The sequence below is a fragment of the Clostridioides sp. LIBA-6622 genome, assembly GCF_056716095.1.
Genome location: NZ_CP196998.1, coordinates 4,149,029 through 4,167,404, shown reverse-complemented (window position 1 = coordinate 4,167,404; position 18,376 = coordinate 4,149,029). Strand labels below are relative to the sequence as shown.

Sequence of the window (18,376 nt, the reverse complement as noted above, 5' to 3'; positions counted from 1 at the left end):
AATATAAACCTCCGAACAGAATAATTAATATTTTCCACAAAGTTATTAACAGAAAAGCAAAAATATATATAAATTTTACAGAATAACTAAATTTATGGATAATGGTGTTGATAAATTAATAATAGTATAAATTATTAAAAAAATATGAAAAGATATAAACAATATGTAGATAAAGTTATAAATAACATAAACATACAATAAATGGTGATTATAACTAGAGTATTGTCAGTAATCTTAAAAGTTATACACAAAAGTATCCACAAGCTGTGAATAATTTTTAATAAGTTGATAACATTTATGCACATTATCAACAAGTATATTTATAATATCAAAATATATGTCAAACTTCAATGATTTGTAACTAATTTATCCACAATATTAACTAATTGTTGATAAAAATATAAACATGTTAAAATTGCTTTATTTGTGTATATAATTGAAAAAAATAATTTAGAATAAAATTAAATAGATTTTTACTAGTATTTTCAATAAAAAAAATACATAATATATATATGGTAGAATTTGTGATAGAAGCGTCCCAAAAACTCGTTGACAACAGTGGTAAAAGTATTTATAATTATATGTGTTATGTTTACTTTGAGGGTAAAGTTATTATTTTTATAAACGGAAAATGAAATCTGAAAGGCGGTGCAAAATAATGAGTAAAAGAACTTATCAACCAAAAAAGAGACAAAGAAGTAAAGAACATGGTTTCAGAAAAAGAATGAAAACGTCTAACGGAAGAAACGTGTTAAAGAGAAGAAGAGCTAAAGGAAGAACTAGATTAACTCATTAATTACAAAAGGGCCGCTGCAAAGGTGGCCTTTTTGTGTAAATAATTACAATTCATAGCTGTGTTTATGGAGGTTAACTATGGACTTTAATAGGACTAAAGGGTTAAAGAAAGACTCTGATTTTAGAAAAGTATATAAACACGGCAAATCTTTTGCAAACAAATATTTAGTAATATATATACTTAAAAATAAATCAGATTATAGTAGAGTGGGTATTTCTGTTTCAAAGAAAGTAGGAAAAGCCATCACTAGAAATAGAGTAAGAAGACTAATAAAAGAAGTCTACAGATTAAATATTGATGAAAAAATTAAGCCTGGATATGATATAGTATTTATAGCAAGAGTATCTAGTAAAGATGCTACTTTTAAAGACATAGACAAGTCTATAAAAAATTTAGTTAAAAGAACGGATATTTCTATTTAAATTGGATGCTATAAATATGGAGGTTCATAACTTTGAATAAAATAATTTATATATTAAAGGAAATAAGTAAGCATTTATCGAATTTATGTATTTATTTAGTGAGATTTTATCAAAAATATATATCTCCCTTAAAGGGACCTACCTGTAGATTTTATCCAACTTGCTCACAATATTCAATAGAGGCATTTAAGAAATATGGATTTGTAAAAGGTATGTATTTAACATTGAGAAGAGTTTTAAAATGTCATCCTTTTCATCCAGGAGGTTACGATCCTCTAAAATAAAAGAGAGTAACTATTAGGAGGTATAAAAAAATTGAATATAATAGGAAATTTCTTAGGAATGATTCTTAAGGTAATATTTGAATTTGTTAACCACTATGGTATTTCTATAATACTTTTTACTATTCTTGTAAAGATTATTTTACTACCATTAACAGTTAAGCAGACTAAGTCAACAAAGGCAATGCAAGATATACAACCTCGTATAAAAGAGATACAAGAAAAATATAAAAATAAGCCAGAAAAACAAAATGAAGAAATTGTTAAGTTATATGGAGAAGCTAAAATTAATCCACTATCTGGTTGTTTACCTTTATTAATACAGTTTCCTATATTAATAGGATTATTTAGCGTTCTGAGAGAACCAGTTGCTCATGGCGTTTTTGCAAATCAAGCTGCGTTTTTAGCAGCTGATAATGGGTTTTTATGGATAAAAAGCTTAACAGCACCAGATTATGTACTAGCAGTATTTTCAGGAGCAAGTGCATATGTAATGCAAAAAGTAATGACTCCAAAAGATCAATTACAAGGCTCTATGAAAGTAATGACATATGTAATGGCAGGTATGTCTTTCTATTGGGGATTTATATTCCCAGCAGGACTTACATTGTACTGGACAGTAAGTAACTTATTCTCAATAGCTCAATACTACTTAATAATGAATCCTTTAAAAGCTAAACTGGCTGCTAACTCTAAGGAGGAAAAAGTTAATGAGAAAAAGCCTAAAATTAATAAAAAGTAAAAGTAAGGAAGAAGCTATAAGTAAGGCTATAGCAGAGTTAAATTTAAAAGCAGAGGATATAGAAGTCGAAATACTTGAAAATCCGAGCAAAGGTTTTTTAGGTTTTATAGGTGCTAAAGATGGTACTTATGAAATTTTTGTTATCGAGAGGGAACTAGATGTAGCTAAAAATTTTATAGAGGTAATGTTGAAAAATGCAAATGTTGATGCCAAAGTCAATGTATCTCAAAAAGATAATTTAATCATGGTTGATATTGAAGGCAAAGAAGCTGCAAGTTTAATTGGTAGAAGAGGGGAAACTTTAGATTCTATTCAATTTTTAACTGGATTAGCTCTTAATAAAATAAATAAAGATTCTCATACAAGAGTGCTTGTAGATATAGAAAACTATAGATCAAAAAGAGAAGAATCTTTAATAAGATATGCTAATAAAGTTGCTAGAGAAGTAGCGAAAACAAGAAAAACTAAAAAATTAGATTATATGAATCCGTATGAGAGAAGAATAATACATTCAGCTCTTCAAAATGACAAATATGTAATTACATATAGTGAAGGAACCGATCCATATAGAAGATTAGTAATTGAGTGTAAAAGATAAAATCAACCTCCTAAACATTAGGGGGTTTTATTTTTTAATATTATTACATTATTGTGATTGGTCAAAAGTAAATCTATATGTAAAAAATTATAAATTAAGAGGTGATAAATTTGTTTATAGATGATACAATTGCAGCAATAGCTACAGCGCCTGGAGAAGGTGGTATAGGAATACTTAGAATAAGTGGAGACAAATCTTTAAGGATTGCAGAAGAAATCTTTAAATCTATGTCAGGAAAGAGTATTAAAGAATATAATAAGAGAACATTAATATATGGAAATATAATAGACGATGAAAATGTAATTGATGAAGTCTTGTTGGCATATATGAAAGGTCCAAATTCATATACAGGAGAGGATGTAATAGAAATCAATTGTCATGGTGGATTTATTTCAGTAAAGAAAATATTAGAGCTAATATTATCAAAAGATGTTAGGTTGGCAGAAGCTGGAGAGTTTACTAAAAGAGCGTTTTTAAATGGCAGAATAGATTTATCACAAGCAGAGGCGGTGATTGATGTTATAAAGGCTAAAACTGATATAGCTCATGAAGTTGCTCAAAATCAATTAGAGGGTTCTTTATCAAAAAGGATAAGAGAATTAAGAGATAAAGTCACTGAGATATTAGCTCATGTGGAAGTTGCTATAGATTATCCTGAGGAAGATATTGAACATATAACATATCAAACTCTTAAAGAAAAAGCTGATATGCTTAAAAAGGAAATTAAAAAATTATATGACACAGCTGAAAGTGGAAAAATACTTAGAGAAGGTCTAAAAACGGTAATAGTTGGTAAACCAAATGTAGGTAAATCTTCACTACTTAACTCTATTTTAGGAGAAAATAGAGCAATAGTTACTGATATACCAGGAACTACTAGAGATGTTATAGAAGAGTTTGTAAATATAAAAGGGATACCTTTAAAAATCGTTGATACAGCAGGTATAAGAGATACTGATGATATAGTTGAAAAAATAGGTGTTGAAAAATCTAAAGAATCATTTTCTAGTGCAGATTTGATTATAATGGTTTTAGATGCATCTAGAAAGTTGTCAGAAGAAGATATAGAGATATTAGAAAATCTTAGAGACAAACAAACAATAGTGCTATTAAATAAGAATGACTTAAAACAGGAAATTGAAGAAGAAAAAATACTTAAATATGTAGAAAATAATAGTATAATAAAAATATCAGCTTTACAGCAAGAAGGTATAGAAGAATTACAAGATAAAATAGAGTCTATGGTATATAAAGGTAGTGTTAAAAATAACTCTAGTTTAGTAGTAACAAATTCTAGACATAAGGATGCACTTAGTAAAGCATATAAATCTGCTACAGATGCTTTAATTGCTTTGGAACAAAGTATGCCATTTGATTTTGTAGAAGTAGACTTAAAAAATATATGGGATTATCTTGGTTATATTAATGGAGATACAGTGACAGAGGATTTATTAGATAACATATTCCATAACTTCTGTATAGGTAAGTAAGGTGTAAAAACAAATTTGATTTTTTTATTATAGAAGTTTGAAAAAATTATAGTGTTTCTCATGAAACATTAATTTAAAAGAAAGGAATTATAAATGATAAAGTTTGAAGCAGGAAAATATGATGTTATAGTAGTTGGAGCAGGACATGCTGGATGTGAAGCTGCCTTGGCTACTGCAAGAATGGGATATAAAACTTTGATAATAACAATGTCTTTAGATTCTATAGCATTAATGCCTTGTAATCCATCAATTGGTGGAACTGGTAAAGGCCAATTAGTTAAAGAAATAGATGCTTTAGGTGGTCAAATGGGATTAAATATAGACAAGACATATATACAAAGTAGAATGTTAAATACTGCTAAAGGGCCAGCAGTTCATTCTTTAAGAGCTCAAGCAGATAAATTTAAATATCATGAAGAAATGAAAAAGACATTAGAAAATGAACCAAATCTTGATATAGCTATGGATGAAGTTGTAGAAATTTTACATGAAGGAAATGTTGTAATAGGAGTTGGTACTAAGCTAGGATGTTCATTTAAATCTAAAGCTGTAATACTAGCTACTGGAGTTTATCTGAATTCAAAAATATACATGGGTGAGGTTGCATTCTATGAAGGTCCTAATGCGTTAGGATATGCAAAATACCTTACAGATAGCTTAGTTGAATTAGGACTTAGAATGAGAAGATTTAAGACAGGAACTCCAGCTAGAGTTCATAGAGATAGTATAGACTTTTCTGTAATGTCTTTACAGGAAGGTGATGAAAAAGTAACTCCTTTCTCATTTATGAATGAAAATATAGAAAAGGAGCAAGAACCTTGTTATTTGACAAGAACCACTGAAGACACTCAGAAAGTCATATTGGATAATTTAAAAAGGTCTGCTATGTATAGTGGAGTAATAGAAAGTACTGGGCCAAGATATTGTCCTTCTATAGAAGATAAAGTAGTGAGATTTAGTGATAAGACATCACATCAATTATTTATAGAACCAGAAGGCTTAAATACTAAAGAGATGTATATTCAAGGAATTTCAACTAGTCTACCTTTTGAAGTACAATTAGATATGTATAAAACAATAAAAGGACTTGAAAACTGTAAGATAATGAGACCTGCATATGCTATTGAATATGATTGTGTTGACCCAACACAACTAAAAATAAGTTTGGAAATAAAGGGAGTTGAGAACTTATTTAGTGCTGGACAATTCAATGGAACTTCTGGATATGAAGAGGCTGCAGCTCAAGGTCTTATGGCAGGTATAAATGCAGTTAGAAAGATAGAAGGAAAAGAACCTTTTGTATTAGACCGTTCAGAAGCATATATAGGTGTTTTATTAGATGACCTTGTAACTAAAGGTACTAATGAGCCTTATAGAATGATGACATCAAGAGCAGAATACAGATTGTATTTGAGACAAGATAATGCAGATATGAGACTAACTCAAAAAGGTCATGAGATAGGATTAGTTAAAGAAGATAGATATGAAAGATTCATGAGTAAAAAGACTGCTGTAGAAAAGGAATTTGAAAGATTAAAAAATGAAAGAGTTACACCAAAAGAAGTAAATAACCTGTTAGAAGCAAAAGGGGCAACACCAATAAAGGTCGGAATATCACTATATGAGTTTTTAAAGAGACCAGAGGTTACTTATGAATTGCTTGAAGAATTAGGAAAAGGCGCTGGTGAAGATGTTTCAAGAGAAGTTAAAGAACAATGTGTGATAATAACTAAATATGAAGGTTATATAGAAAAACAATTAAAACAAATAGATCAATTTAAGAAACTTGAGAATAAAAAGTTAGATGAAAAAATAAATTATGCATCTATAGAAGGACTTCGATTAGAAGCTAGACAGAAGTTGGATGATATAAAACCTATTTCAATAGGACAAGCTTCTCGTATATCTGGGGTTTCTCCAGCTGATATATCTGTTTTGCTTATATACCTAGAACAAGTCAGAAGAACTAGAGGTGGTAAAGGTGAATAACATAGAACTTCTGCAAAATGGGATTGAAGGTTTTGATATAATTACTAATGATAGTATGTTAGCAAAATTTAAAAGATATAGAGAAATACTAGTTGATTGGAATCAAAAAATGAATCTTACTGGTATAGAAGATGAAAAAGAGGTATATGTGAAACACTTTTTGGATTCTATTTCAGCTGTAAAAAATGGATATATAAAAAATGGTATGTCTATAATAGATGTTGGTACAGGTGCTGGATTCCCTGGTCTACCATTAAAAATATGCTTAGATGATTTAGAGCTTACTTTATTAGATTCTTTAAATAAGAGAATAAACTTCTTAGAGGAAGTTAGTAGAGAATTAGAATTAAATAATATTAAATTTATACATGGAAGAGCTGAGGATTTTGGCAAAGATGAAAAATATAGAGAAAAGTATGATATTGCTACAGCAAGAGCTGTAGCTGGATTACCAACTCTTATGGAATTTTGTGTACCATTTGTAAAGGTTGGAGGATATTTCATTTGTTTAAAAGGTCCAAATGCTAATTTAGAACTGGAAGAATCAAAAAAACCCATTGATATCTTGGGGTTAGAATTTGTTGAAAAAATAGATGTGGAATTACCAGAAATAGATTTAAATCATAATATATTAGTTTTTAAGAAAATAAAAGAAACACCAGTTAAGTACCCTAGAAAGGCTGGTAAACCAGCTAAGAATCCTATTATATAGTTGAAAAAATATTGTAGGTAAGCTTAATTATTTCTCAGGAAATAATTAAGCTTACCTTAAACAAAACAAAAATAAAGGAATTATTAAAGTGGATGCAGAAATAAATTTGTATGTACATATAGAGAACAAAAATATTTATATCTAAAATAAGAGAGGTATGTTATGGAAGATAAAAGAGTTATGGAGATACCTATAGAAGATGTAGTTCCAAATCCATACCAACCAAGAAAAATATTTTCACAAGTTTCATTGGAGGAATTGAGTAATTCTATAAAGGTATATGGTATAATTCAACCTATAACAGTTAGAGCAAAAGATGGCAAATATGAATTAATTGCTGGAGAAAGAAGATTAAGAGCAGCTAAATTGGCAGAACTTAAAACTGTACCAGCAATTATAAATAATATGAACGATGAATCTTCTGCTGTTCTAGCGTTATTAGAAAATTTGCAACGAGAAGACTTAAATTTCATTGAAGAAGCAATTGGTTATGAAAACTTAATAAAAGAACATGCTTTTACTCAACAGCAATTAGCAGAAAAATTGGGCAAAAATCAATCTACTGTAGCAAACAAGCTTAGAATATTAAAGCTTCCAAACAACATAAAAATGAAATTGATAGAGAATAACTTAACAGAAAGACATGCTAGAGCATTCCTTAAACTACCAAGTGAAGATTTAATGCAAAGTGTACTAGATAAAGTTATAAAAAATGAATTAACTGTTAAAAAAACAGAGAAATTGATACAAGAGATATTAGAAGAAACTAAAATTCAAGAAGAGCCTGATAAAAAACAGAATATAAAGGGTGCTATGAGTATAAGAATTTACATAAATACTATAAAGCAGGCCTTTGATGCTATATCAAATACAGGAATTGATGCTAAGTATAATGAAATAGATAAGGGAGATTATATGGAAGTCGTTGTAAAAATCCCTAAAAAATAGAGATTACTGCTTACCAGTAATCTTTTTTTGTAATATAAGCCTTGTAATATAAATTGATTTATAGACATTATTTGTAATTATAAAAGCACCTAGTCAACATTTGAAATTAATTTAATTCTTAAAGGGGGGGGAACATCATGGGCAAAATTATAGCTGTATTCAATCAAAAGGGTGGAGTCGGGAAAACTACAACAAATGTAAATTTAAGTGCTAGTTTAGGAACATTAGGAAAGAAAATATTAGTATTAGACTTGGACCCTCAAGGAAATACAACTAGTGGATATGGTATTAATAAAAATGAAGTGGAAAATACAATCTATGAAATTATGCTAGATGGATTACATATTAAAGAAGCAATAATAAATACTGAGTTTGAAAATATCGATTTAGTTCCATCAGCTACTGAATTATCAGGTGCAGAAATAGAACTTACTTCTAAAAGTAATAGAGAGTATATTTTAAGAAATTCCATAAAAGCAGTAGCAGATGAATATGATTATATATTTTTAGATTGTCCACCCTCACTTGGGATGCTTACAATAAATTGTCTAACTGCTGTAGATAGTGTTTTAATTCCTATACAATGTGAATATTATGCTTTGGAAGGAGTTAGTCAATTGATGGAGACTATAAAATTAGTAAAATCAAGATTAAACACAGATATAGAGATTCAAGGTGTTGTTTTAAGTATGTTTGATGGGAGAGCTAATCTATCAATACAAGTAGTTGAAGAAGTCAAAAAATATTTTAAAGGAAGTGTATATACAACTCTAATTCCAAGAAATGTAAGGCTTGCAGAAGCTCCAAGTCATGGAAAGCCTGTTATTTACTATGATAAAAGGTGTAGGGGCTCCATAGCTTATTTGGAGCTAGCAGAAGAATTTATAGATTTAGAAGAGGAGGAATAGTAGTATGGAGAATAAGTCTAAAAGAAGTAACAGATTGGGTAGAGGTCTTAGCGCATTGATACCAGAAATTAAAGGAGAAACTTCAGAAAAAGAGATAATCAATATAGAAATAGACAAAATTTATCCAAACGAAGTTCAACCTAGAAAACAGTTTGATGAAGAAAAGATAAAAGTGTTATCTGATTCTATAAAAAATTATGGTGTATTACAGCCAATAGTAGTTAAGATGGATGAAAATGATAAGTATATGATAATAGCAGGAGAAAGAAGATTTAGAGCATCAAAACTTGCAAATAAAAGTCAAATACCTGCTATAATTAAAGATATAGATATGAAAGATATAATGGAGATAGCTTTAATTGAAAATTTACAGAGAGAAGATTTAAACTCAATAGAAGAGGCTTTAGCATATAAAAGTCTAATAGAGCATTATAATGTAACTCAAGAGGAAATATCAGAAGCTGTTGGTAAAAGTAGACCTCATATAACTAATACACTAAGACTTTTAAATCTTGGACAAGATGTTATAGACATGATAGATAGTGGTAGAATTACAGCAGGACATGGTAAGGCATTGTTGAGAATTGTAGATAAGGATTTACAACTACAAATAGCAAACAAAATAGAAGAAGAAGAGCTTTCTGTAAGAGAAGTTGAAAATATAGCTAAAAAAATATCTGAAAACAAAGAAGAAGTACCAAAAAAATCTAAGCCTAAGGATGTATTTATCTTAGATGTAGAAGATAGACTTAGAAATATCTTTGGGACAAAGGTAAATATTTCTAAAGGAAAGAAAAAAGGTAAAATAGAGATAGAATACTATAATGATGATGATTTAAACAGTATTGTATCAATGCTTCTTGAATAGAACAAAACTATAAAACAGAGAGGAAGATTGTTATGATTTATTTAGATAATGCTGCAACTACATATCCGAAACCAGAAAGAGTGTATGATGCCGTTTTAGACTGTATGAAAAATTACTGTGCAAATCCAGGTAGAGCTGGACATAAGCTTGCTATGAGAGCTGCTAGGGAAATCTATGATACAAGAGAGAATATAGCTAAATTGTTTAATGTGAACAATCCTATGAATATAGTATTTACATCTAATGCTACAGATTCTTTAAACTTAGCAATAAAAGGTGTATTACAGGATGGAGACCACGTAATAACAACATCTATGGAGCATAATTCAGTAATAAGACCTATAAAAGCATTAGAAAAAAGAGGTATTGAAAATACTGTAGTAAAATGCGATTATGAGGGATTTCTAGATTATGAAGAATTAGAGAAATCAATAAAGGCAAATACTAAATTGATTGTAACAACACATGCATCTAATGTATGTGGCACTTTAATAGATATAAAGAAGGTTGGAGAAATAGCTAAAAAACATAATATATTATTTTTAGTAGATGCATCACAGACAGCAGGTGTTTATGACATAGATGTAAATGAATGTAATATAGATATGTTGGCAATGCCAGGTCATAAATGCTTATTTGGACCTCAAGGAACAGGTATATTATATGTAAGAGATGGTTTAAATTTAAATATATTAAAAGAAGGTGGAACAGGTAGTAAATCAGAAGAAATGGTTCAACCAGAATTGTTCCCAGATAAATATGAGTCAGGAACTCATAATACTCCAGGTATAGCAGGTCTTAACCAAGGTGTCTTATTTATATTTGAAATAGGAATCAACAATATAAGACAACATGAAGAAGAATTATGTCAATATATGATAGACAAGTTAGAGGAAGTGCCAGATATAAAGATATATGGACCAAAAGATAGTAAAAAAAGAGCATCAGTAATAGCTATAAATATAGGAAATATGGATTCTGGAGAGGTTACTTTTTTATTAGACAGTGATTATAATATAGCAACTAGATCAGGAATACATTGTTCTCCACTAGCACATACCACTTTAGGTACTTTAAAACAAGGTGCAGTAAGATTTAGTATAGGATATTTCAATACAAAAGATGAAATAGATAAAGCAATAGAAGCTTTAAAGAAAATTTCAAAAAACAATAAGTAGTACTATGTTTTATCGAATTAAATAGTGTAAGGATATAAGAAAATAGTGTAGATTATATAATCTACACTATTTTTTTATAATAGTACATCTTAAGTATGTTTAATGTGTGCTTGAAAAAATTACTTTAAGTAATCTCCTTCTTCAAGAACTATATGACCACTTTCATAATTAGCGCCATCAACAGTAAGTTTTATTTGTTCAACATTCATATTTTTTATGTAAGTACGAGCAACTGAATCAAGCATTAAAGTTTCTGCATCACTACCTAAGTTTGGCTTTGCGAAATCAGAGTTAACATCTAATATGCCAGTTTTTACACCATCAATATCTTTTGTAGTAAATGAATTTAGTTTTGCAGACTCTGGAACAACTTTAAGTTTTTGAAGCTCTTCAAATAAAGTATTTTCATCAATTTTGTTTAGGTCAACTTTGTTTTCTATTAAATCTGTTTTATCTACGTCAAAAGAGTAGATGATAGCTGATTGAGTTTTCTTTTCCTCTTTTGGAGTAGATGTAGCTTTTTTATTAGGAACCTCTTTTTCAGCATTATTTTCTTCCTTTGGTTGCTCAACATTTGTATTACTCTTAGTTTCTTTTTTAGGTGTATCATTTCCAACTTGAGCATTAGTACAACCAATTGCAAATATAGATATAGATAATATACTTAACACTAACATTATTTTCTTATTTTTCATAAAAATTTCTCCTCTCATAAAAACTATTCTTATATATAATTATAGTCGTTATGAGCAAATATATGAATACAAAATAGTAACAAATTTAAAAAATGATTTATTTAAATTAATTAAATTCAAAATAAACTAAATTTTAGTCATTTTTATGGGAAATCATTTAATGTACACAGAAAATATTGTAAAATAAAAGTAGTGTTTTTAAAATAAATATAAGTTATAATTATATTATAAAAAAATGTCTTCAAAAGGTGGGAATAGTATGGAAATTTTGAGCTTAGGAGAAAAGATTAAAAAATTAAGAAAAGAAAAAAACATGACATTAAAAGAATTAGCTGGTGATAGGATAACAGCAGCACAAATAAGCCATATAGAGAGGGATAAATCTCATACTAGTTATGAACTGTTGGAATATCTAGGCGATAAGTTAGATGTAAGTGTAGAGTATTTATTAGAAACCAAAGAAATGCAGTCAAAAAAGATAACTGATAATTTAATACTACAGAGCGAAATCTACATAAAAGAAAATGAGTTAAACAAGGCTGAGGACCAAATAAAAGAAGTTTTAAATATATGTAAGAGATACGATTTAATGGAGAACTATGGCAGATGTAATTTTTTAATGGCTAATATTAACCTAAAAAAATCTAATTATAATGATGCTATAGAAAACTTTGAAAAGGCATTATACTTCTTTATAAAAAATAGTGACAGTGAAAATATACTTAAGTGCTATTTAAATATAGGAAAAATATACATGCAAGAAGACTTTTATAAAGGTGCTATAAGCCACTTTAATTTTGCAGAGGAAATTTTGTCAGAGAGTAAATTTGAGGATGTTAATATATACAAGGAGCTATACAGTAAGATGGCATATTGTTACATAAAATTAGATAATCCAAATATGTCATTGAAATACATAGATAAGATAAGTGAAATAGATAATAGAAATGATAGAAAAGAAGATGTCGATATTTTGGTATTAAAGGCAAATAACATGCTTGAGATAGGAAAATATGAAGAATCAAAAGATTATTTTAAAAAAGCATTAAAGATACTTGAAAATGAAGATAATAAAACTGGCTTAGCAAATGTATATTTAACAATTTGTGATGTTTATAGAAAAATAGGTGAGACAGATAGAGTACTTGAATATTCACAAAAAGTATATGACATAAAGAAAAATGATGAAGACGAATATATGATGTCTGGATTATTCAAGATAATAGAAGCATATATAGATAAAGAAGATTATGATTTAGCTAGAAAATATTGCAAGATAGCTTTAGCTTCATCAATAAAAAATAAAAATAAGTTCAATGAATATAAAGCACTAAAATTTTATTCTAATATGTATAAAAATCAAAATGAGATTACCCTTGCAATTGAATATTTAATTAAATGTATAAAAATAGTATCAGACTTAGGAAATAGTAGAATATTGGCTAATTTATATATAGACTTAGGTCAATTATATTCAAGTATCTCAAAAGAAAAAGAGTTAGAATATTATCAAAAAGGTGTATTTATGTATAAAAATTTAGAAATAATGTAAGAAAAGTAAACCTATAATGCTATAGAAACAATCTATAACAAGCAAGATAACATCTATGATAAAATATAAATTGTATGAATATTTTTAAGGAGATGAATCAAACAATGAGTATAAAAATAGATGCCAGAGGACTTGCTTGTCCTAAACCAGTTATAAATACAAAAAAGGAATTAGATAAGATAGAAGAAGGTATTGTAGTTACAACAGTCGACAATGAAACAGCTAAAGAAAATGTATTAAAACTTGCTAAATCTTTAAATTGTGAGGCAAACATTGTTGACGAAAAAGAGAATTTTATATCTATAGAAATTATAAAAGGTCAAAATATCTTAGATAAACAAAATAATGTAGATAAGGAAGAATGTAAACTAGAAGATACATGTGTATTTATATCTTCAGACAAAATGGGACTTGGAAATGATGAACTAGGAAAAGTATTAATAAAAGGATTTATATATACTTTAACTGAATCTAAGCCTTATCCTAAATATGTACTTTTAGTCAATGGAGGAGTAACATTAAGTGCTGAAAATGAAGAAACTATAGAAAATTTAAAAATACTTGAGAACGAAGGTGTAGAAGTATTATCTTGTGGTACTTGTTTAGACTACTACAATTTAAAAGACAAACTACAAGTAGGTTCAGTTACAAATATGTACACTATAGTTGAAACATTAAAGAATGCATCAAATACTATTTCTATATAAATAATGTATGTTTGTTTAATAATATAAAAACTAATAATAAAGATTAACTTAAAGAAAAACAGATAGTCAGAAAGGATTAAGCAATGAATCAGATGTATATAGTGTCATTTAATTCGACACATCATGCAATAAGATCAGAGAAGTTATTTGGTGAAAATAATTTAAAAGTGATGGCTCTTCCAACACCAAGAGAAATAACTGCAAGTTGTGGAATATCAATTAAATTTTCTTTTGAAGACATGGAAAAGATAAGAACAATTTTAACTGAAAATAATGTAGATATAAAAGGAATTTATTGTATAAGTAAATTAGAAGATGGTTCGAAAGAAGCAGAGAAGCTAGATTAGGAGGCTAATTATTTATGCCAATGGATTTAAAAATAGGAGACATTGTCGAATTAAAAAAACAACATGCATGTGGGTGTAAAGAATTCGAAATTATAAGAACTGGAATGGATATAAAGATAAAATGTACTAAATGTTCAAGGTTAATAATGCTTGATAGAGAGACCTTAGAAAAGAGAGTAAAAAAGCTAATAAAAGAGTGATATAAATTTAACATTTAAAAAATGTCAAATACCGTATATTAATATCCAAAATTTTGGTATAATAGAAAATGAAGAAAACATTTTCATGGGGGTGCTTTAATTATGGCAATTAAATATGCAAGAAGAATGGAAGGTTTACAAGGATCTGAAATACGTGAGCTTTTAAAACTTACTCAACAACCACAAATAATATCTTTTGCTGGTGGAATGCCTGCTCCAGAATTATTTCCAGTTGAAGAAATGAAAAAAGTATCAGTTGCAGTGCTTGAAGAAAATGGAAGATCAGCTATGCAATATACTACAACAGAAGGATATGAACCATTAAGAGAGAAAATAGCAGCTAGAATGAATGAGAAAAATCAAACTAATGTAAACAAAGATGATATATTAGTTACAAGTGGTTCTCAACAAGGTCTAGATTTTGCAGGAAAAGTATTTATTGATGAGGGTGATGTAATTTTATGTGAAAGCCCATCTTACATAGGAGCTATAAACGCATTTAAATCTTATCAACCTAGATTCATAGACGTTCCAACTGATTCTAATGGAATGATAATGGAAGAATTAGAAAAAATACTAGAAACAACTGATAGAATAAAAATGATTTACGTAATTCCTGACTTCCAAAATCCAACAGGAAGAACTTGGCCACTTGAAAGACGTAAAAAATTCATGGAAATAGTAAACAAATTTGAAATACCAGTAATAGAAGATAATCCATATGGAGATTTAAGATTTGAAGGAGAAACTTTACCATCTTTAAAATCAATGGATACAAAAGGATTAGTAATATTCTTAGGAACTTTCTCTAAAATATTCTGCCCAGGATACAGATTAGGATGGACTTGTGCTTCTGCAGAAATATTATCTAAATTTAACTTTGCAAAACAAGGTGCAGACTTACAAGCATCAACTATATCTCAAATGGAAGTAAGTAAATTCATGGATATGTATGACTTAGATGCACACGTTGAAAAAATTAAAGCAGTTTATATTAAACGTAGAGATGTAATGCTTAAGACTATGGAAGAAGAGTTCCCAGAAGGATTAGTATTTACTCATCCAGAAGGTGGATTATTTACATGGGTAGAGCTTCCAAGTAATTTAAATGCTAAAGAATTAATGCCAAAATGCTTAGAAAAGGATGTTGCTTATGTTGCTGGAGGAGGATTCTTCCCTAATGGTGGTAGAGAAAATACTTTCAGACTTAACTATTCAAATATGCCAGAAGAAAAAATAATAGAAGGTATAAAAAAGATAGCATCAGTTTTAAAAGAAGCTATGGGTGTTGAAGCTTAATTAAAAATAATAACTTATATAGATATATTATAGGGGATGGCTATTGCCATCCCTTGTTAATTTAAGAATATATAATTTACCTTATATTAAACTTTGTCCAAAATTTGAATTGACATAAATGAGAATAAATGATAAAATGTGTAGGTATGAGATTTTAGTCTCATTTCTCTGCTCTAAGAGTGTAGAGCCGTTAAGTCCAAAGGGAGGTGAATTATAGTGAGAAATTATGAATTAGTTTATGTGGTAAAGCCAAACTCTGATGAAGAGGTAAGAGAGGCTATACTAAACAAAGTTAAGGAAGTTGTTGCAACTGACGGAGAAATAGTTAAAGTTGATACTTGGGGAACTAAAAAATTAGCTTATCCAATAGCTAAGTTTACAGAAGGTTTTTACGTATTAGTTAACTTTAAATCAGCAGTAGACGTTCCTAAAGAGATAGACAGAAACTTAAAGATAAATGAAAACGTAATAAGACACATGATAGTTGTTGCTTAATAACTGGTTTTATTATAAAAAATAGGTGGTGTTTTTATGAATCAAGTTGTATTAGTGGGAAGATTAACTAAAGACCCTGAATTAAGATACATCCCAGGTACAGGAACACCAGTGGCATCCTTTACAATAGCCATTGATAGAGACTATGTAAAAAAAGATGGATCTAAAGAAACTGATTTTATACCTGTTGAAGTAATGGGTAAATCTGCTGAATTTTGTGCTAACTACATAACTAAAGGTAGATTAGTTGCATTGCAAGGATCTATAAGAGTAGACAATTATCAGACACAATCAGGTGAAAAGAGAACTTTCACAAAAGTAAGTACTAGATCAGTACAAGCTTTGGACAGTAAGAATAAATCGGAAAATTCATATAGAGAAAGTGCTCCAGCTTTTGAGCCAAGCTTTGAACCTCAAGGTCTAGACCCACAAGGTTTCCAAGCTATAGATGATGACGATATACCATTTTAAAAAGGAGGGAAAAAAGTCATGATGAATAAAAAAAGACGTAAGAAAAAAAGAGTTTGTCAATTCTGTGCTGACAAAAACGCTAAAATAGATTACAAAAGTACTCAGAGATTACAAAAGTATATAACTGAAAGAGGAAAGATATTACCAAGAAGAATATCTGGAACTTGTGCTAAGCATCAAAGAGAATTAACAGTTGCTATAAAAAGAGCGAGAAATATAGCACTTTTACCATATACATTAGACTAAAAAAATGAGCCTTGTGCTCATTTTTTATTATAGGTATTTATATATCTAAATGAGGCGAGCTATAAAGCTCGTTTTTTTGTTTATATACTTAAATATATTATTATTTATGATATAATATTATATATTAAGGAGGGTTGTAAACGTGAAAATAGATAAAGGTTCTGAGATAACGAGAAACATAAAGATAATAGAATGGATGAAAACAGAAATATTAATGAGTGTAAGTGATTTGTTTAACTTATTATTTAAAGGGGTAAAACCTTTAGATGAAGCAATTCAAGATACTCTAGCAAATATAATAATGATAACATATCTCTTAGCAAAGAGATTAGGGATTAGTTTTAGAGATGTGGATTATAAAGTCAAAGAAAAAATAAAAATTGGTATAGATGAAGACCATAGTGTTGAAAGATGGTATGGAGATTTATCTAATTTAAAAAAACATATGGATAATAGGGAGTGATATTAAATTGAATAATAAAATTAGACTATCTAAAGCAATGTCTATAATAGTTTTAGCTGTAATAATCGCTTTAGTAATAGCCTATATTCCAATGCTAGGAATGTTTAGTATATTAGCAGCTGTTCCATATGTAATTATAGGTGCCATTACTGATAAAAAGTATTCTCTTATATCTATTTTGATTACATTTTGCGTACTAGTGCTATTTGCAGACATTTCTTATGCATTAAATATATGTATAATGTATTCTTTACCAGGTATAGCAATAGGAAAGATGTTAAAGAGAAGTTTTGAACAAGAAGATAGTAATAAATTTGAACCAATATATGGTGGAACAATAATATTTGTACTTTCAATGCTTGTATATTTCTTTGTATTAAAGACATTTTTAAATGTAAATATGTTAGATGAAGTTTCTAAGATGATAGCAGAAATTGTAAATATTCAAAAAAATAGTTTTTCGGCAACTGAGCTTAAAATATTTGATAAAATGAAGCCAGATGAAATTGTAAGCTATTTTACAAACATGTTACCAATGATGCTATTTTTACAAGGGCTATTATCGGCATTTGTAACGTATTATTTAAGTGTATTTTTTATAAAAAGAATTACAAAGATGAATATAAGATTTCCTAAATTTGCAGATTTTTATTTACCAGGAAATGCTATACTCACAACTTTCTTACTTTATTTGTTAGTCTTATTTATTCAAATTATTGGTTCAAAACTATATACAGAATTAATAATGACTAATTTACAGCTAGTTTTTAATTTAATGTTTGTAATTCAAGGTATAGCAGTTTGTATTTATTTTTTAAAGAAATGGATAAGACAAGGACCAAATAAAATTATGTTTCTTTCAGGGATAATTTTATGTTTATTTGGATTTATGGGAATATCTTTTGTTGGTATGGTAGATAGTATAATTGACTTTAGAAAGGTGAGAAGTTATAAATCCACTTAGGAGGA

The 18,376-nt window shown here is 28.5% G+C and carries 23 protein-coding genes; 22 read left to right on the top strand and 1 reads right to left on the bottom strand.

Features of this window, described 5'->3' with window-relative positions; translation table 11 throughout:
* The first annotated feature begins 658 nt into the window (after positions 1–658).
* The 12 genes from rpmH to ACTG47_RS19440 all read left to right on the top strand — a co-directional run bounded on the left by rpmH (position 659) and on the right by ACTG47_RS19440 (position 10,932).
* Positions 659–796, top strand: coding sequence for a 50S ribosomal protein L34 (rpmH, locus tag ACTG47_RS19495; protein ID WP_169469356.1), 138 nt, complete (start codon positions 659–661; stop codon positions 794–796).
* A 77-nt stretch (positions 797–873) separates the two neighbouring features.
* Positions 874–1,218 carry a ribonuclease P protein component gene (rnpA, locus tag ACTG47_RS19490; RefSeq protein WP_003420486.1) on the top strand — a complete coding sequence of 115 codons (345 nt, stop codon included), beginning with the start codon at positions 874–876 and terminating at the stop codon, positions 1,216–1,218.
* Positions 1,219–1,250: 32 nt separating this feature from the next.
* Entirely contained in the window at positions 1,251–1,502 is a 252-nt protein-coding gene (gene yidD / locus ACTG47_RS19485; protein WP_169469353.1) for a membrane protein insertion efficiency factor YidD, read from the top strand.
* A gap of 31 nt (positions 1,503–1,533) precedes the next feature.
* Complete coding sequence (locus ACTG47_RS19480) at positions 1,534–2,241, top strand: YidC/Oxa1 family membrane protein insertase (RefSeq protein ID WP_021386599.1); 708 nt, start codon at positions 1,534–1,536, stop codon at positions 2,239–2,241.
* The gene (gene jag / locus ACTG47_RS19475) at positions 2,210–2,839 is read left to right on the top strand and encodes an RNA-binding cell elongation regulator Jag/EloR (RefSeq protein ID WP_479925751.1); all 630 of its coding nucleotides are present in this window, start codon (positions 2,210–2,212) and stop codon (positions 2,837–2,839) included. The genes ACTG47_RS19480 and jag overlap by 32 nt, the downstream gene beginning before the upstream one ends.
* A gap of 110 nt (positions 2,840–2,949) precedes the next feature.
* The gene (mnmE, locus tag ACTG47_RS19470) at positions 2,950–4,329 is read left to right on the top strand and encodes a tRNA uridine-5-carboxymethylaminomethyl(34) synthesis GTPase MnmE (protein WP_479925750.1); all 1,380 of its coding nucleotides are present in this window, start codon (positions 2,950–2,952) and stop codon (positions 4,327–4,329) included.
* 93 nt (positions 4,330–4,422) lie between these two features.
* The gene (gene mnmG / locus ACTG47_RS19465; protein ID WP_479925749.1) at positions 4,423–6,318 is read left to right on the top strand and encodes a tRNA uridine-5-carboxymethylaminomethyl(34) synthesis enzyme MnmG; all 1,896 of its coding nucleotides are present in this window, start codon (positions 4,423–4,425) and stop codon (positions 6,316–6,318) included.
* Positions 6,311–7,030, top strand: a complete 720-nt coding sequence (gene rsmG / locus ACTG47_RS19460) for a 16S rRNA (guanine(527)-N(7))-methyltransferase RsmG (RefSeq protein ID WP_479925748.1) — start codon at positions 6,311–6,313, stop codon at positions 7,028–7,030. Before mnmG ends, rsmG begins: the two co-directional genes overlap by 8 nt.
* Positions 7,031–7,192: 162 nt before the next feature.
* Entirely contained in the window at positions 7,193–7,978 is a 786-nt protein-coding gene (noc, locus tag ACTG47_RS19455) for a nucleoid occlusion protein (RefSeq protein ID WP_169469345.1), read from the top strand.
* A gap of 137 nt (positions 7,979–8,115) precedes the next feature.
* Positions 8,116–8,886 (top strand): ParA family protein, encoded by a 771-nt coding sequence (locus tag ACTG47_RS19450; protein WP_479925747.1) that lies wholly within the window; start codon positions 8,116–8,118, stop codon positions 8,884–8,886.
* 4 nt (positions 8,887–8,890) lie between these two features.
* Positions 8,891–9,754 carry a ParB/RepB/Spo0J family partition protein gene (locus ACTG47_RS19445; protein ID WP_169469328.1) on the top strand — a complete coding sequence of 288 codons (864 nt, stop codon included), beginning with the start codon at positions 8,891–8,893 and terminating at the stop codon, positions 9,752–9,754.
* A gap of 32 nt (positions 9,755–9,786) precedes the next feature.
* Positions 9,787–10,932, top strand: coding sequence for an aminotransferase class V-fold PLP-dependent enzyme (locus ACTG47_RS19440; protein ID WP_479925746.1), 1,146 nt, complete (start codon positions 9,787–9,789; stop codon positions 10,930–10,932).
* A gap of 119 nt (positions 10,933–11,051) precedes the next feature.
* On the opposite strand, the gene ACTG47_RS19435 is transcribed toward ACTG47_RS19440, so the two are convergent.
* Positions 11,052–11,627 carry a GerMN domain-containing protein gene (locus ACTG47_RS19435; RefSeq protein WP_479925745.1) on the bottom strand — a complete coding sequence of 192 codons (576 nt, stop codon included), beginning with the start codon at positions 11,625–11,627 and terminating at the stop codon, positions 11,052–11,054.
* 259 nt (positions 11,628–11,886) lie between these two features.
* Here ACTG47_RS19435 and rstA point away from each other — a divergent pair, with 259 nt between their 5' ends.
* The 10 genes from rstA to ACTG47_RS19385 all read left to right on the top strand — a co-directional run bounded on the left by rstA (position 11,887) and on the right by ACTG47_RS19385 (position 18,371).
* Positions 11,887–13,179 (top strand): toxin production/motility transcriptional repressor RstA, encoded by a 1,293-nt coding sequence (rstA, locus tag ACTG47_RS19430; RefSeq protein ID WP_169469322.1) that lies wholly within the window; start codon positions 11,887–11,889, stop codon positions 13,177–13,179.
* 104 nt (positions 13,180–13,283) lie between these two features.
* Positions 13,284–13,886, top strand: coding sequence for a sulfurtransferase-like selenium metabolism protein YedF (gene yedF / locus ACTG47_RS19425; protein WP_169469320.1), 603 nt, complete (start codon positions 13,284–13,286; stop codon positions 13,884–13,886).
* A gap of 83 nt (positions 13,887–13,969) precedes the next feature.
* Entirely contained in the window at positions 13,970–14,233 is a 264-nt protein-coding gene (locus tag ACTG47_RS19420) for a putative Se/S carrier protein (RefSeq protein WP_169469318.1), read from the top strand.
* 14 nt (positions 14,234–14,247) lie between these two features.
* On the top strand, positions 14,248–14,433 hold the full coding sequence (locus ACTG47_RS19415; RefSeq protein WP_021386561.1) for a DUF951 domain-containing protein: 186 nt from the start codon (positions 14,248–14,250) through the stop codon (positions 14,431–14,433).
* A gap of 102 nt (positions 14,434–14,535) precedes the next feature.
* A complete protein-coding gene (locus tag ACTG47_RS19410) occupies positions 14,536–15,732 on the top strand; it encodes an aminotransferase-like domain-containing protein (RefSeq protein ID WP_479925744.1) in 1,197 nt (398 codons plus the stop codon).
* Positions 15,733–15,948: 216 nt separating this feature from the next.
* Complete coding sequence (gene rpsF, locus ACTG47_RS19405; protein ID WP_003420522.1) at positions 15,949–16,227, top strand: 30S ribosomal protein S6; 279 nt, start codon at positions 15,949–15,951, stop codon at positions 16,225–16,227.
* A 36-nt stretch (positions 16,228–16,263) separates the two neighbouring features.
* Positions 16,264–16,698, top strand: a complete 435-nt coding sequence (locus tag ACTG47_RS19400; RefSeq protein WP_021386628.1) for a single-stranded DNA-binding protein — start codon at positions 16,264–16,266, stop codon at positions 16,696–16,698.
* An 18-nt stretch (positions 16,699–16,716) separates the two neighbouring features.
* Positions 16,717–16,944 (top strand): 30S ribosomal protein S18, encoded by a 228-nt coding sequence (rpsR, locus tag ACTG47_RS19395; RefSeq protein ID WP_003420527.1) that lies wholly within the window; start codon positions 16,717–16,719, stop codon positions 16,942–16,944.
* Between the two features lie 142 nt (positions 16,945–17,086).
* Positions 17,087–17,407, top strand: a complete 321-nt coding sequence (locus ACTG47_RS19390) for a MazG-like family protein (RefSeq protein ID WP_003420530.1) — start codon at positions 17,087–17,089, stop codon at positions 17,405–17,407.
* 7 nt (positions 17,408–17,414) lie between these two features.
* Positions 17,415–18,371: a YybS family protein gene (locus ACTG47_RS19385; RefSeq protein WP_169469314.1), complete on the top strand. Its 957-nt coding sequence runs from the start codon at positions 17,415–17,417 to the stop codon at positions 18,369–18,371.
* Positions 18,372–18,376: the final 5 nt, after the last annotated feature.

What these genes read in the sequence shown, in the direction of transcription:
- rpmH (WP_169469356.1), top strand. Translation starts at nt 659, where the DNA reads ATGAGTAAAAGAACTTATCAACCAAAAAAGAGACAAAGAAGTAAAGAA.
- rnpA (WP_003420486.1), top strand. Translation starts at nt 874, where the DNA reads ATGGACTTTAATAGGACTAAAGGGTTAAAGAAAGACTCTGATTTTAGA.
- jag (WP_479925751.1), top strand. Translation starts at nt 2,210, where the DNA reads ATGAGAAAAAGCCTAAAATTAATAAAAAGTAAAAGTAAGGAAGAAGCT.
- mnmG (WP_479925749.1), top strand. Translation starts at nt 4,423, where the DNA reads ATGATAAAGTTTGAAGCAGGAAAATATGATGTTATAGTAGTTGGAGCA.
- noc (WP_169469345.1), top strand. Translation starts at nt 7,193, where the DNA reads ATGGAAGATAAAAGAGTTATGGAGATACCTATAGAAGATGTAGTTCCA.
- ACTG47_RS19450 (WP_479925747.1), top strand. Translation starts at nt 8,116, where the DNA reads ATGGGCAAAATTATAGCTGTATTCAATCAAAAGGGTGGAGTCGGGAAA.
- ACTG47_RS19445 (WP_169469328.1), top strand. Translation starts at nt 8,891, where the DNA reads ATGGAGAATAAGTCTAAAAGAAGTAACAGATTGGGTAGAGGTCTTAGC.
- ACTG47_RS19440 (WP_479925746.1), top strand. Translation starts at nt 9,787, where the DNA reads ATGATTTATTTAGATAATGCTGCAACTACATATCCGAAACCAGAAAGA.
- ACTG47_RS19435 (WP_479925745.1), bottom strand. Translation starts at nt 11,627, where the DNA reads ATGAAAAATAAGAAAATAATGTTAGTGTTAAGTATATTATCTATATCT.
- rstA (WP_169469322.1), top strand. Translation starts at nt 11,887, where the DNA reads ATGGAAATTTTGAGCTTAGGAGAAAAGATTAAAAAATTAAGAAAAGAA.
- yedF (WP_169469320.1), top strand. Translation starts at nt 13,284, where the DNA reads ATGAGTATAAAAATAGATGCCAGAGGACTTGCTTGTCCTAAACCAGTT.
- ACTG47_RS19420 (WP_169469318.1), top strand. Translation starts at nt 13,970, where the DNA reads ATGAATCAGATGTATATAGTGTCATTTAATTCGACACATCATGCAATA.
- ACTG47_RS19415 (WP_021386561.1), top strand. Translation starts at nt 14,248, where the DNA reads ATGCCAATGGATTTAAAAATAGGAGACATTGTCGAATTAAAAAAACAA.
- ACTG47_RS19410 (WP_479925744.1), top strand. Translation starts at nt 14,536, where the DNA reads ATGGCAATTAAATATGCAAGAAGAATGGAAGGTTTACAAGGATCTGAA.
- ACTG47_RS19400 (WP_021386628.1), top strand. Translation starts at nt 16,264, where the DNA reads ATGAATCAAGTTGTATTAGTGGGAAGATTAACTAAAGACCCTGAATTA.
- rpsR (WP_003420527.1), top strand. Translation starts at nt 16,717, where the DNA reads ATGATGAATAAAAAAAGACGTAAGAAAAAAAGAGTTTGTCAATTCTGT.